The sequence below is a fragment of the Pelomonas sp. Root1237 genome, assembly GCF_001425055.1.
Classification (GTDB): Bacteria; Pseudomonadota; Gammaproteobacteria; order Burkholderiales; family Burkholderiaceae_C; genus Pelomonas.
Genome location: NZ_LMDK01000016.1, coordinates 1 through 13,564, shown reverse-complemented (window position 1 = coordinate 13,564; position 13,564 = coordinate 1). Strand labels below are relative to the sequence as shown.

Below are 13,564 nucleotides of genomic sequence, written 5' to 3'. Positions count from 1 at the left end.
CATCGGCCCAAAGACGGCGGGCGTGAGTGCCGATCCCGAGGTGCAAGCGGCGGTGGGTGTGCCGATGCATTTCTACGGGAGGCGCAAAGGCTCGTCGCCGGCGGTTGGGGGTGCCGCTGCCTCCGCCGCCGTCCCGACGCTGCGGCCTAAGCCAGCCATTCTGCTGTTTAACCCCTGGGCGACCCGCACAGGCCGCGTACCCAACAGCTTGCTGCACATTGCGGCGGCGCTGGGCGACGGCTATGACGTCGAGCTGGTCGACGGCAACCTCGAGCCAGATCCCTGGGTGGTGATCGAGAGGCTGCTGGCTTCCGGGCGATTCGGTTTTTTCGGCTGTACGGTGATGCCTGGACCGCAGTTGCGGCAGGCGGTGCCGATCACTCGCCAGGTTAGCGAGCACTTTCCCCTGGTCGTCACGATCTGGGGCGGCTACTTTCCATCCAACCATCCGCAGGCCGTCCTTCAGTCGGGCTGGGTGGACTACGTCGTGCAATCGGCCGGCGAGGGTTCACTGCCGGCATTGCTGGCGGCGTTGTGCGCGGGCCGTTCGCCCGACCAGATCCCCGGGCTGATTTTCCAGCGGAGTGGCGAAGTGGTGCGCACCGGCAAGGCCCCGCTGCCGAACCTCGACAGTCAGCCATCACTGCCGCTGAAACTGCTGGCCCGGCGTCATCCGATCAAACGCTACCTGCCGCGCACCTTCCTTGGCCGCCGGACCCATGCCATGCACACCAGCATGGGCTGTCCGTTCATGTGCGCGTTCTGCGCCGTGGTGCCGCTCTACCAAGGCCGCTGGGTGGCGCGCTCGGCCGAGCTTGTCGCCGACGACGTGCTGCAGATGCGCGACATGCATGGCGTGGATGCCATCGAATTCACCGACAACAACTTCTTTGTTGCCGAGAAACGCGTGCGCGCCTTCGCCGAGCGCATGCGTGGGCAGGGCGTGACCTGGTGGGGCGAAGGTCGCATCGACACGCTGGACCGCTACAGCGACGAGACGTTGTCGCTGATGCGCGAAGCGGGCTGCCGCATGATCTTCTTCGGCGCCGAAAGCGGCGACGACGAAGTGCTGGCCATGGTCGATAAGGGTGGGCGCCAGTCAGGCGAGCAGATCCTGCGGTTCGCCGCCCGCCTGCTGTCGTTCGGCATCATTCCCGAGTATTCGTTCGTGCTGGGCTTTCCCCGGCCCACCGAGGCCGAGGTCTGGGCGCAGATCCACCGCGACATCAGCTTCATCCGGCGCCTGAAAGACCAGAGCCCGGCGACCGAAATCATCCTCTACATCTACAGCCCGGTGCCCACCGAGGGCAGCACGCTGCAGCAGCACAGCCAGGCCGCGGGATTCCGCTTCCCGAGCACGCTGGAGGAATGGGTCAGCCCGTCATGGGAGTCCTTCGACTTGCATCGCAATCCGCTGACGCCGTGGCTGACGACCGCAATGGTGCGCCACATCCATGACTTCGAGACGGTGATCAACGCCCGCTACCCGACGCGCACGGATTTCACCCTGGGCGAATGGGGCCGCCGAATGATGCAGTTGGCGTCACTGCCGCGGTACTGGAGCGGCCTGTACAGGCGGCCGCTGGAATTGAAGGCGCTGCAGCGCCTGCGCCGATACACGCGTCCCGAGGTGGAGGGGTTCTATGCTGAAGCCAACTGAAGCCGTGACGGCACAGATACCATCGCTGGATGCGGCCCAGCAAGCGGTGCTGAGGGCACTGGCATATCGCCAGGTGTTCAACAGCCCGCTGTCCGCCGATGAGGTCTGGCGATTTCTTGACACGCCGGGCGTGCCGATCAGCGAGGTGGCGAGTGCGCTGCAGCGGTTGCAAACGGCTGGCCTGGTGGCCAGCCATGACCGATGGTTTTGGATCGCCGAGATGGACGATCCGATTGCGCGCTGGTCAGCCAACCGCGACCGTGCCGACGCGGCCATGCCTCAAGCGCTGGAAGTGGGCCGTGGCCTGATGCGCCTGCCCTTCGTGGATGGCGTGGCCATTTCCGGATCCTTGTCCAAGCGGTCGCTGGCCGAGGACGGGGACTTTGACTTCTTGATCATCACGCGGCCGGGGCGGTTGTGGCTGGTCTACGTCTTGTTGCGCTTCTACCGCCAGAAGTTGCCCGCACCGCAGATGCTGTGCTCGAACTACCTGCTGGCTGGCCACAAGCTGGCACTTGAGCGGCGCGACGTCTTCACGGCGATGGAGCTGGCCACGCTGTATCCCGTGGCGGGGTGTGATTCGCTGACGCACCTGCAAAAGGCCAACTCTTGGGTGGACGACTACCTGCCGAACCGGGCAGTGCTGCAGAGGCCGGTAGAGCCAGCGCGTACGACTGGTCGCCGTTTCAGCGAGATGGCATTGGGAGGGGTGCTGGGCGCGTTGCTGGACTGGTGCGCGTGGAAGCTGATCCACCGACGGCTCCGTCGCAATATTGCGCAGCTGTCATCTCTGACGGCGCGGCGGAGCATGGAGCTCAGCCGCGATGTGGCCAAGCTCCATACCGCGGAGTGGAAGTACCGCATTCTTGAGCGCTATCAGGCGAATCTGGACCGATTGCAGCGGCAGGCGGGCGGGGCCATCACGCGCCACACCGTCGACGACACCGTATTGGTCGCCTCGGCCTACTACTACCGGCTCGATCCCAAGCAGTGGCAGGCGGGCAAGCCGTATCCGCCCCTGGGCACCTTGTATGCGGCCGGGCTGGTGCGCAGTCTGGGCTTCAAGACGCATGTGTTCGATGCGGGGCTCGCTGAAAGTGAACTGTCCTTCCTCTGTCGGTTAGAGCAGGAACGCCCGGAGTTCGTGGTGCTGCAGGAGGACGGCTTCAACTATCTGACCAAGATGTGCCTGGACCGCATGCGCGAAGCGGCCTTGCAGATGGTGCGCCTGGCGCGTGCCTTTGGGGCACGGGTCGTCGTTTGCAGTTCTGATGCCACCGACTTCCCCGAACCCTATTTGCGCGCCGGCGCGACCGTTGTGGTGCGCGGCGAAAGCGAGGCCACGCTGGCTGACGTTCTGGGGGCCTGGCGTGACGGCCGACCGTGGGCCGACATCCCAGGGCTGGCCTATCTGGAGGACGACCGTCTGGCGCGATCGCCGGTGCGCGCACCCATCACCGACCTCGATCACCTGCCTCCTCCGGCATGGGACCTGGCCGATCTGGAGCCTTACCGGGAGGTCTGGGAACGTCGGCATGGCCACTTCTCGCTGAACGTCGCCACCACACGCGGTTGCCCCTACGCGTGCAACTGGTGCGCCAAACCGCTCTATGGAAAACGCTACACCGTCCGTTCCCCGGAGCAGGTGGTTGATGAGCTGGAGCTGCTGGTGCGACGCTACGGTGCCGATCACTTCTGGATCACCGACGATCTCTTCGGGCTGAAGCCGGGCTGGGCGCAGCGCTTCGCCGCGCTGGTGCAGGAGCGCCGCCTGAAGATGCGCTACACCATCCAGACCCGCGCCGATCTGGTGCTGCGCGATGCCGACGACCTCCAGGCATTGTCCCGCTCAGGCTTGGAGACGGCCTGGATCGGCGCCGAGAGCGGTTCGCAGCGCATCCTCGATGCGATGGACAAGGGCATCAAGCGGCCGCAGATCGACGGCGCTGTGCATGCGCTGAAGCAGCAGGGCGTGAAGCCCGCGTTGTTCCTGCAGTTTGGCTACCTCGGCGAGACGGCCGACGACATTCAGCTAACGCACCAGATGTTGGACGATCTGCAGCCCGATCAGATCGGCATTTCGGTGTCCTACCCGCTACCAGGCACCGTCTTCCACGACCGCGTCAAGGCGCAGATGGGACATAAGACCCACTGGCTTCACAGCAACGACCTCGCGCTGATGTTCCCCGGGACCTTTTCTCCGGCGTTCTACCGGCACTTGCATGTCTACACGTCGCGGCGCTTCCAGATCGGGCGTTGCTGGGCAGTGTTGCGCGGGCGGCTACCGGCGCCCAGCCGCGGGGGCAGGCTTCGTGCGCTGGCCTCGCTGCTGCGCGCCACGCCCGCGCTGCTGACCGCCCGAATCGGCATGGGGCGCGAACAGCGTCTGCCGGCACCTGCACCGGCGGTGGCACCATGAGTGCAGCCGCCTTCGACGTGATGGCGGTCGACTACGACCGTGATTTCACCCACAGCCTGGTGGGCGCCGCGCAGCGCCGCATGGTCTGGGAGGTTCTTGACGACTGCCTGCGCCAGCACGGTCGGCCCTGCTCGGTGCTTGAGCTGAACTCCGGCACGGGCGAGGACGCTCTGCACATGGCCCGCGCCGGTCATCGCGTGGTAGCCACCGACGTGTCGGGCGAGATGTTGCGAGTGGCCCGCGACAAGCTCGAACGTGGTGGTCTCGGTCTTCTGGTGCAGACGCGGCAGCTGGACCTGCAAGCGCTGGCGTCCGGTGAGGTGAGGGCGCAGGACCTGGGTGGCCCGTTCGACCTCGTGTTCTCCAACTTCGGCGGCCTGAACTGCGTGTCGCCCGAGGCGCTGCGGGCGCTGGCCGCGCCGCTGGCTGCCTGCCTGGCGCCACAGGGGCAGGTCATCGTCGTCGTGATGCCGCGCTTGTGCCTGTGGGAAACCGCGTGGGCCTTGTTGCACCTGCAGCCGCGCCGCGCCATGCGGCGTTGGCGCGGCGGGCCGGTGCCGGCCCAACTGGGCGCCGGCCAACCGCCGCTGTCGGTCTGGTACCACGGTGTGGGCGACATGCAGTGCGCGCTGGGTGAGCACTTCCGGCAAGAACGGGTGCGCCCGGTCGGGCTGGCGGTGCCGCCGTCCTACCTGGAGCCGCTGGCCCGCCGTGCACCGCGCTGGCTGGCGCTGATGGAACGGATCGAGCGCCGCTGGCTCACGGCGGCCTGGGGCGCCCATCTGGCAGACCATGCATTGATCCAATGGCGCAGGCGGTGACGATGAGCCTGATCCTCACTCACGGGTATTTCATTGCCGATGACGCGATTGAGCAGCGCATCATGCGGCCTTATCCGCCGCTGGGCCTGCTTTCCATCTCGGCATGGCTGGACCGCGAAGGCGTCGACCACCATGTCGTCGACGCCACGTTTCTCGATGCCGACACCTTCGTCCAGCGTGTGCGGGCGCTGCGCCCGCGCATGATGGCCTTCTACGTGACGTTGATGACGCGGCACTCGGTGCTGCGGCTGATCGCGGCGCTGGGCGGCGCAGAAGATAGCCCGGTCATCGTGCTGGGCGGGCCCGACGTGCGCCACAACGCCGCCGACTACCTCAGCCATGGTGCTCACCTGCTGGTGGTCGGCGAGGGCGAGCAGACGATGGCCGATGTAGCACGGCTGCCTGCAGCCGCCTGCAGGGATGCCGCGGCGCTGGCGGCCATCCCCGGCCTGATCCATGCCGATGCGCAGGGGCAGCCGGTGTTCACCGGCGAACGCCGCTTCGTGCCTGAACTGGACGAACTCCCCGAGCCGGCACGGCATCGCATCGATCTGCGGCCATACCTCAAGGCTTGGCGCGATGCCCATGGCCAGACCTCGCTGAACGTCAGCACCCAGCGCGGCTGTCCCTACAAGTGCGCCTGGTGCAGCCGGGCCGTGTACGGCACCAGCTACCGCCGCCGTTCGCCGCAGCATGTGGTGGCCGAGCTGCGCACGCTGGTGGATCGCTACGCACCCGATCAGTTCTGGTTCGTCGACGACGTGTTCACGATCAACCACAACTGGCTTGCCGGGTTTGCCGAAGCGCTTGATGCCGCGGGCCTGCGCATCCGCTACGAATGCATCACGCGGGCCGACCGCATGAACGAGCGCGTCGTGGAGTTGCTCTCGCGCACTGGCTGCGTGCGCGTGTGGATCGGCGCCGAGAGCGGTTCGCAGCGCATCCTGGATGCCATGCAGCGCCAGGTCCGCGTCGAGCAGGTCACCGCCATGATCCGCGCGGCCTCGGATGCGGGCATGCAGACCGGCACCTTCCTGATGCTCGGCTACCCGGGTGAAACCGAAACGGACATCGTCGCCACCGAGCGCTATTTGCGCGATGCGCGGCCGGACCTGTTCACCGTGACGCTGGCGTATCCCATCCGCGGCACGCTGTTCCACGACCAGGTGGCAGACCAGACCACGTCGCCGCCGTTCGATCAGGGCAGCGACCGCGACCGGCGCTACCCGCGCACCTACAGCGATGACTACTACCGCCATGCCGTGCGCCTGCTCACCCACACCCATGCCGTGAGCACCGCGCCGCGCCCCTTCGGCGCCCGCGCACTGGCCCATCGCGTGGCGTGGTGCCGCTCGCGTCTGGGCATGTGGTGGCATCGTCGCAATGGGATGCAACCCGCGTGAGCGGCCCCGAAACGCGCTGGGGCCTGCCGCCCCATGGCCTGCTGGCACGCCTGCTGCGCGGCCCGGTGCGGCGGGCCGTCTCGCCGTGGCTGCGGGGCCGCATGGCGCGTGCCGGTCGCACCGCGCAGCATTGGCGCCTGGGCCGCTTGCGGCTGCGCATCGACCCGGGCGTCTTCCCACCGGGGCCGACGCTCAGCTCGGCCGTCTTCGTCCGCTGGCTGCTCTCGGACGAGGGTCCTGGCCCATGGCCGGGCCGGCGCGTGCTCGACATGGGATGCGGCAGTGGCGTCATCGGCCTGGCACTGGCGCAGGCCGGCGCTCGCGTCATCGCGTCGGACATCAATCCCGTTGCGGCGGCGAATGCCACAGCCAATGCGCAGGCCAACGGGCTGGCGCTGACGGTGGTGGTGGCCGACCTGCTGGCAGGCATCCGCACGTCCACGCTGGATTGCGTGGTGATCAACCCACCCTACTACGCACGCTCACCGCGCTCGATGCCGGAGCGCGCTTGGTTCTGCGGGGTGGGGTTCGAGTACTTTCATGCGCTGTTCGAGCAGTTGGCGGCACTGGACCTGACGCACACGGAGGTGCTGATGGTGCTGTCAGAAGATTGCCAGGAGGATGGCATTCGCCAGGCGGCCAAGGTGCATGGGCTGCAGTTGAAATTGCGGGGTAGGCGCCGGAGCTGGTTGGAATGGGCGGCCATGCTGCAAGTGGTGCCGGCGTTGGAGGACGTCCGGTGAGCGCACGCGGGCTGATCATCCAGATCCACGTGGTGTTGTCATGCGGGGCGATGCTCTGCTGGCTGGCCGCGCTAGCGGCCTATGCCGGTGCCTGGCGCCGGCATCACAGGCTGATCGGCCGCACCTTCATGGGGTTGGTCGTGGCCAGCATGGTGTTGGCCGTGGGCATTGCCGTGGACGCCCGCAACCCATTCGGCGCCGTGACCTCGTTGCAACCTCTGGTGCTGTGCCTGAGTGCCGGTGCTCAGTTCCTTCGTTCGCGCTGGGTCGTGCGCGCACTCGGCTGGGTGGGTTTGTTGGTGGCGGCCGGCGTGCTGGCAGGCACTTGGGGCCTGCTGAACTCGCACCGGCTCATCGACGTGATCGCCTTTCCCTGGTCTGCACTGACGCAAGGTGCACTTGCGGTCAATGATCTGCGCACGGCGCCGGGGCCGCGCTGGCGAGCCCACGGCCATCGCATGCTGGCGGCGGGTTGGTTCTACCTTGCGGAAGTGGGCATCTTGACCCTGGATCCGCATCCCAGCGTCATTGCCTGGATGATCGCGGCCATCATGCCGATCGGCGGGGTGTTGTGGATGCGCCGGCAACCGAGGAGCTTTGGACCGGCTGGGCCGGCCTTGGCAGCAGGAGGGGCGAATGGAGCCTCGACTTCATCGCTCAGCGCCTAGCCCGGACCTCGTCGATGAGCTGCACCGCGCGGTGCAGACTGGTGTGATCCCGGTACACCCGCTCCAGCGCGCGACCGGCGACGCGTTCACGCGCCGGGCGATCATCCAGCCAGCGATCAAAGGCATCGCGCATCGACGTCGGTCCTCGCGGCACGGCAATGAGTTCATCCTCATCGAAATGCTGTCGGGTCAGGGGACTGAGTTCGGTGATCTGGAAGGTGGCGCTGGCCGCCGCTGCATAGACGCGCTGGGTCAAGTCTGCGGCGCTGTCGAGCAGCGGAGCAACCAAAGGGGCAAGCGACACGCGAGCCATCGCTTGGTGGCGAGCATGCTCATCGACCGGCAGCCGCGGCACGCCGAACCCCCACGTCTCGAGCTCACCGAAAAGGCCGTGGTGCCGCGCGAGGATATGGCGCATCGTGTGCCACACGGCACGGACCCGCTGTGGATTGGCCACCGACAAGTGCGCGTAGTCGAACACGCGCTCGCAGGCATGTGGCCGGTCGCGGAACGGGCTGGCCGCCTGAGGCAGCCATACGAAAGGCTTGCCCAGGCGCATCCATGCAACTGCCGAACGCTGCATGAAGGGCTCGGCATGCAGCGACAGCAGCAGGTCTGCGCCGGCACCGCTGGCCGTGCGATCAAGCCGCCGCGCCTCGGCCGCACTCAGCGGTGCGCACGATTCGGCCACGTCGCGCGCGGGAATCAGCAGCCGCGTGCAACGCGACGGGTGGTCCATGCCGGTGGCCTGAAAGCGTTGATGCAGCCGGTCGGTGTCCAGCCCCAGCAGCAGCGTCGGCCGGAAGTCGGCCGCCAACGCCGGCGTCAGCCTCTGTTCATCGTCGATGCGCAGCACCACCACACCGATGTGTTGCAGCGCGCATCGCAGATCCTCGAACCACACCCACCCGGCCGGCGATGGCGGCGTCACCAGCAACACCCGTTCGCCGCAGGCGGCCCGAACCCGGCTGAAGCGGGCCAGCGTCTGCGCTTGCAGTTCAGCGCCGCGCTGATGCAGTCCGGCATCGGGATGTTCGGGTGGCCGGGGCTTGTTGCGCCATTGGCCAGCGGCGAGGCAGGCCTGGATATGGCGGCGCATGAAACGCAACTGCACTTTGCCGCCCATGTCCTGCCATCCCACTGTCTTGTCCGCCTCGCCCAGCTGTTTCCACTATGCCATCGCCGAGCCCGGCCTCGGGCCGAGATTTGATGTCCGAACACTCCTTCAATGCGCAGACGACGACGCCACCCGACGTCGCCTCGCTGGCTCGCCGCCCCCGGCAGGTTGCGCCGCAGCCCGCCTGGCAGCCGGGGCGGGTGGTCCGCTCGCTGTGGCGGCTATTCGCGGTGCGACCGGTGGCCTTGTGTGGTGGGCTTTTGGCCACCTTGCTGCGGGCGGGCACGCTGCTGCTGGTGTCGATCGCCATCGGCCGCGCCGTCAGCGGCAACGCAGTCGCGGTCTGGGCGGTGGTGGCCTGCCTGGCCTTGCTGGCGGCAGCAGCACTGGGCTATGTCGGGCAGCGTCTCGTCATCGATGCCGTGCAGGACGGGCTGACCCATGTGCGCGAGCGGCTGGTCGAGCGGCAATTGGACTTGCCGGTGGACATCGTGCATCAACAGGGCGTCGAGCCTTTCGTGATGGCGATGACGCGCCATGGCGAGCTGCTCGGTCAGATGGCCCGGGCCTGTTTCGGCACCCTGCTGCCCGGAGCCATGCTGGTGCTGCTGTGCCTGGGCGGCATCGCGGCGATGCTGCCGGCGCTGGCCGTGCCGCTGATCCTCGCACTGGCGCTGCTGGGGCTGACACGGCGACAGCTTTCACGTCGCCTGGCAGGCCAGATGGCTGGCGCGCACGTTGCCATCGACCAGTTGTATGAGCAGTTGGGCGGCACCGTCCTGCGCCACGAGCTGGCGGTCAGCCAGGCGAACGAACATCACGAGCGTCAAGCCTGCCGGCAGAGCGTTGCGCGCACCCATGCGTTGACGCGTGCGCTGGCCAGGATGCAGACCTTTGCAGCCGAGCTCGACGCGCTGGTGCTGGGCCTGGCGCTGCTGGGCCTCGTCGTCTGGTTGACCATGGCCGGCGGTGCCGCAGTGTCGGGCGCGCAGCTGGCGTCGGTGCTGTTCCTGCTACTGGCGCTGCGCGGCGCCTTGCAGAGCCTGTTGCGCGCGTCGCAGGAGATGGCTCAGGGCGTGCCGGCGCTGGACAGCATCGAGCAGCTGCTGGCCATGCCGCCTGGGCCGGCGCATCACGGCCGTGTGCCGCCGACGCACTGGCGCATGACGCTGGAAGGCGTGAGCCACCGCGCCGGCAAACGAATGCTGGTTCGCGACGTCGATCTTGCCCTGGAGCCCGGGCGCGTGACCGTGGTGACCGGCGCCAACGGCGCGGGCAAGACGACGCTGTTGCGTCTGCTGCTCGGTCTGGCCGAAGCCGACGGCGGCGCGATCCGCGTCGATGGCGTGCCGTGGGCGCAGATTGATCGGTCGGCGTTCCGGCGCGGCGTGGGCTACCTGCCGCAGAACGCCGTGCTGTTCGCCGGCACTGTCTACGACAACATGGCCTATGCGGCGCCCGGTGTCACGCCACAGGCCGTGCAAGGCATGGCGCATGCGCTGGGTCTGGACGCGCGGCTGAGCGCGTGGGCCGACGGTCTGCACACCCGGTTGGGCCCGGGCGGCAGCCCGCTGTCCGGTGGCGAGCGCCAGCGGGTGGCCCTGGCCAGGGTGCTGCTGCGCGCGCCGCGGCTGCTGATCCTGGACGAGCCGACCAACCACCTCGACGGCGCCAGTTCACAGGCCCTCGTCAGCCTGCTGCGCCAGGCGCCCGGCCGCCCCGTGGTGTTCATCGTCAGCCACGATCCAGCCCTCATCGCCCAGGCGGACCAAGTATTGGAGATGGTCGCCGGGCGGTTACAAGCGCGAGGTCCCGTGCCCGGCAATTCGCCAGCCGGGTAGCACGTGCCGCAATGCATCTCCGGCTCGTCAAAGTGACGAACTTCCTTCCCGTTGTGGCGCTCTACAAGGGCGCCAGCACTTCGCAGCCCCGCTGACTGCGCCGCAGCCATTCAATGTAGGTCCCGCTCATGTGGGCGAGCTGCCGCCCTGAGAGCCCGGCTTCGTGCTCGATGCGAGCCATGAACAATACATGCGAGCCGATTCGCTCGACCCTCTCAACGGAGAGTTCACGAACGAGCCCTGCCTGATCCAGCACGGGAAGCCCGAATAGCGGCGACGACGAGATCGGCACGGTCAACTTGTTCAGGTCAAGCGTGGGCTGGCGATGCCGGTTTCCGAGGGCGTAGACGGCCTCAAGCAGCTCGGCGGGCGCGCTGCTCATGGCAATGCGCTTGGAGGCTTCGATGAGCGCAACGCCCGGACTCGTTGCGCGCAGGGCCAGCAGGTACTCGCCCGACGACAGCGCGCCCACGAGGTCCATGGGGAACAGGTCCTCCCGCTTGTCGTGCCCCACGCCCACGAGAAAAACCGGCCTCGCCACGATGTAGTAGGCATTCAGCGCGCGCAGGTCTCGCGCAGACATGCGAAGCGCATCACCTCGCCGAGCAGCGGTCCGGGCGTTTTGCCAGGCCAGCAAATACCGGAGCCACAAGGTGGGTCGCGGCAGGCAGCGGTTCATCGTGCGCGCCACTTCGAAAAGGTACAGGGCGCCCTGATTCATCGGCAGCATTCCGACCGATTTCAATGCCAGCCGCGCCAAGGGTGTGGTTTCAGAATTCGGGGGGTAGATCTCTAGCCATGGGCACGGCGCAAGGGCACCTTGATCGACATTTTTCGCCGCCAAGCGGACCCCCAGAACGAAGGGGCGCATGGACACGGGACAGTGGTCGCCACTGACGTCAATGGGCCCGCTGGGCAGCCCTCGCAGCACCACTCGAAGTGCAAACTCCGCAGAATCGGCATACACCACAGGCGCGTAGCGCAGGCCCTTGCCGCTGCGCAACAAGGACAGCAAATGCCTCATGGCCGCCTGCGGAGAACGACAAACAGGAAGTTTGAATCGAGCGCCCCTAGCAGCGCGCTACGACTGGCTGCGCGAACCTCCACAAGGGCGAAATGAGGCTCCGCCGCTTCGCGTATGGCGCTGACGAAATGCCGGTAGGAGGTGACCTTTCCCTTCAACTCGATCGCTCCCGTCCGGACCGAACGCAATGCGCTTCGCCACCACCAGGCGTGCCGCATGTCTTGTCGGTAGAACGGATTGAGGACACTCGCCACCAGTGCCCCTTCCGGTTTCACATGCGACGCGAGCCGTTGCAGCAGCGGCTTGAGCTCGCGCACGTGGCTCAGCACGGCAAAGTTGGCGGAAATGGCTGCAACCGGAGGGCTTCCCTGAAGCGCGGTTTCCATTGCGGCCAGCGGGCCCACCGCCGGCGTGATGCGCCCAGCCGCAATCTCGTTGATACAACGCGCTCTCAGCACATCCACCATGCCGGGCGAGACGTCGTAGGCGATGACGCGATGCCCACGCGCGGCATACCACGCCGCATCGGTGCCAGTGCCGCAACCGAAATCCAGGATCACCCCGCCCGGCCCAGCGATGGACACCACGCGCTCACAGAACGACAACCGCACCGCCACGTTGTCGTCTCGGCCATCAACCAGGGCATCGTAGCCAGCCGCCGCACCATCGTAGAAGCGGGCCGTCGCGTCGGCGGGAGCGCCGCAAGGTGATGACAAGTCGGTTTTGAGTCGCGCCATGCGGGACATTTGGAGAGGAGCGTTGGGGGCGTGGGTTCCGCCGCGTTGACCAATGGTTCAACGCCTCGTGATGGAGAAGCCGCCGCCGCGCGCAAAGGCTTCGAAGGCGCGCTGCACTTCGGCGGGCCAGCCCGCCTTGCTGCCCACGTTGTTGTAGCCAGAGGACCACGTCGTCCGTTACTTGGCTGGTCGGAGACGCCGGACGGGATTCCGGCGTCCACCCTTCGACGAGGCAAAGTGCTAGTGATGGTCCACCTCACGAACGCCGTGACCGACGCTTCACCAGCCACGGCAGCAGTGCTCCGCCGGCCGCGAGCAGGACCCACGAGCCGGGCTCGGGCACGGGTGAGATGCTGACGATGAAAGCCACGCTGTCGATGCTGGCACTGCCGGTCCCGTACGACAGCGCCGTGCCGTCCTCTCCCTCGACGTAGCTGGCCGCGACCGTGAAGCCGGTCTGGAAGTCAGCGGCGGCCGGATCGAGCGGGACCATGGCGGTGAAGTTCTGGTCGACCCACTGGAGCGGGCCGGGCAAGGACAGCCCCCCATAGCCGTTGCCCACCAGGGAGAAGCTGCCCTTCACCACGGCCTGAAGGCCGGTGATCTGGTAGCCCGGTTCCGCAGTGAATGACAGACCGGTGAACTGCAGCGTGGCCGCGACTTCAAACAATCCCTGGATACCACTGCCACCCACGCTGGCGTACATCTGCGGCAGGAATGTGAAGCCGTCGCTGCCCGCCGTGTGCGTGACCTGCAGCGTTGGCAGGAACTGCGGGTTCACGCCGTAGTAGGCATCCGTGCCATTCACCAGCACTGCTTCGGCGTAGTAGGACGCGGCGCCGGTTGCGAAATTGGCCGACGCACGGCCGAGGTCGATGGTGCAGGGGTCGCTCGACCCGTCGCAGGGCGCTGCCGCTGCTGAGGACGCCACGAATTGCAAGCTCAAAAGCAGGGCGATTGAGGGCAGTCTCCAGGATCTATGCATATGAATTCCTTCGGTTGCGGCGTTACGGTCGGGCCGAGGGAATCTAGGGCCTGTTAACACTACCGCAGGCCATCTGCGATGAGTGCGAAGCAGATGAAGGCGATGAACATGACGTCGAGCTTCTCGAATCTGGAGAAGATGCGGCG

11 protein-coding genes and 1 pseudogene are annotated in these 13,564 nt (G+C 67.1%); 7 read left to right on the top strand and 5 right to left on the bottom strand.

The genetic code is table 11. The features are described 5' to 3' along the window. Positions 1–22: 22 nt before the first annotated feature. The 6 genes from ASC91_RS12865 to ASC91_RS12840 are packed head-to-tail and all read left to right on the top strand — an operon-like array spanning position 23 to position 7,714. The gene (locus ASC91_RS12865; RefSeq protein ID WP_200955280.1) at positions 23–1,660 is read left to right on the top strand and encodes a B12-binding domain-containing radical SAM protein; all 1,638 of its coding nucleotides are present in this window, start codon (positions 23–25) and stop codon (positions 1,658–1,660) included. Next, entirely contained in the window at positions 1,644–4,079 is a 2,436-nt protein-coding gene (locus ASC91_RS12860) for a radical SAM protein (protein WP_200955279.1), read from the top strand. The genes ASC91_RS12865 and ASC91_RS12860 overlap by 17 nt, the downstream gene beginning before the upstream one ends. Further along, entirely contained in the window at positions 4,076–4,900 is an 825-nt protein-coding gene (locus tag ASC91_RS12855) for a bifunctional 2-polyprenyl-6-hydroxyphenol methylase/3-demethylubiquinol 3-O-methyltransferase UbiG (RefSeq protein ID WP_056197299.1), read from the top strand. Before ASC91_RS12860 ends, ASC91_RS12855 begins: the two co-directional genes overlap by 4 nt. 2 nt (positions 4,901–4,902) lie before the next feature. Then, positions 4,903–6,303: a B12-binding domain-containing radical SAM protein gene (locus ASC91_RS12850; protein ID WP_162247787.1), complete on the top strand. Its 1,401-nt coding sequence runs from the start codon at positions 4,903–4,905 to the stop codon at positions 6,301–6,303. Continuing rightward, on the top strand, positions 6,300–7,046 hold the full coding sequence (locus tag ASC91_RS12845) for a methyltransferase (protein WP_056197296.1): 747 nt from the start codon (positions 6,300–6,302) through the stop codon (positions 7,044–7,046). Before ASC91_RS12850 ends, ASC91_RS12845 begins: the two co-directional genes overlap by 4 nt. Next, positions 7,043–7,714, top strand: coding sequence for a hypothetical protein (locus ASC91_RS12840; RefSeq protein ID WP_157281566.1), 672 nt, complete (start codon positions 7,043–7,045; stop codon positions 7,712–7,714). Before ASC91_RS12845 ends, ASC91_RS12840 begins: the two co-directional genes overlap by 4 nt. On the opposite strand, the gene ASC91_RS12835 is transcribed toward ASC91_RS12840, so the two are convergent. Beyond that, positions 7,704–8,840: a glycosyltransferase gene (locus tag ASC91_RS12835; protein WP_056197291.1), complete on the bottom strand. Its 1,137-nt coding sequence runs from the start codon at positions 8,838–8,840 to the stop codon at positions 7,704–7,706. The two genes, ASC91_RS12840 and ASC91_RS12835, sit on opposite strands and share 11 nt — an antisense overlap. An 83-nt stretch (positions 8,841–8,923) precedes the next feature. Between ASC91_RS12835 and ASC91_RS12830 the strand changes: the two genes are divergently transcribed. After that, positions 8,924–10,672, top strand: coding sequence for an ABC transporter ATP-binding protein (locus tag ASC91_RS12830; RefSeq protein WP_162247786.1), 1,749 nt, complete (start codon positions 8,924–8,926; stop codon positions 10,670–10,672). 61 nt (positions 10,673–10,733) lie between these two features. On the opposite strand, the gene ASC91_RS12825 is transcribed toward ASC91_RS12830, so the two are convergent. The 4 genes and pseudogenes from ASC91_RS12825 to ASC91_RS12810 form a co-directional block, all read right to left on the bottom strand. After that, entirely contained in the window at positions 10,734–11,696 is a 963-nt protein-coding gene (locus ASC91_RS12825; protein ID WP_157281563.1) for a hypothetical protein, read from the bottom strand. After that, a complete protein-coding gene (locus ASC91_RS12820; RefSeq protein ID WP_162247785.1) occupies positions 11,693–12,433 on the bottom strand; it encodes a bifunctional 2-polyprenyl-6-hydroxyphenol methylase/3-demethylubiquinol 3-O-methyltransferase UbiG in 741 nt (246 codons plus the stop codon). Before ASC91_RS12820 ends, ASC91_RS12825 begins: the two co-directional genes overlap by 4 nt. A gap of 256 nt (positions 12,434–12,689) precedes the next feature. Next, positions 12,690–13,379: a PEP-CTERM sorting domain-containing protein gene (locus ASC91_RS12815; protein ID WP_056197285.1), complete on the bottom strand. Its 690-nt coding sequence runs from the start codon at positions 13,377–13,379 to the stop codon at positions 12,690–12,692. A gap of 98 nt (positions 13,380–13,477) precedes the next feature. Further along, positions 13,478–13,564 (bottom strand): annotated as a pseudogene (locus ASC91_RS12810) (IS5/IS1182 family transposase); the annotation flags it as partial.

Excerpts from the sequence above, each read along its gene's own strand:
- ASC91_RS12825 (WP_157281563.1), bottom strand. The coding sequence starts at position 11,696 with ATGAGGCATTTGCTGTCCTTGTTGCGCAGCGGCAAGGGCCTGCGCTAC.
- ASC91_RS12820 (WP_162247785.1), bottom strand. The coding sequence starts at position 12,433 with ATGGCGCGACTCAAAACCGACTTGTCATCACCTTGCGGCGCTCCCGCC.
- ASC91_RS12860 (WP_200955279.1), top strand. The coding sequence starts at position 1,644 with ATGCTGAAGCCAACTGAAGCCGTGACGGCACAGATACCATCGCTGGAT.
- ASC91_RS12830 (WP_162247786.1), top strand. The coding sequence starts at position 8,924 with ATGTCCGAACACTCCTTCAATGCGCAGACGACGACGCCACCCGACGTC.
- ASC91_RS12850 (WP_162247787.1), top strand. The coding sequence starts at position 4,903 with ATGAGCCTGATCCTCACTCACGGGTATTTCATTGCCGATGACGCGATT.
- ASC91_RS12855 (WP_056197299.1), top strand. The coding sequence starts at position 4,076 with ATGAGTGCAGCCGCCTTCGACGTGATGGCGGTCGACTACGACCGTGAT.
- ASC91_RS12835 (WP_056197291.1), bottom strand. The coding sequence starts at position 8,840 with ATGGGCGGCAAAGTGCAGTTGCGTTTCATGCGCCGCCATATCCAGGCC.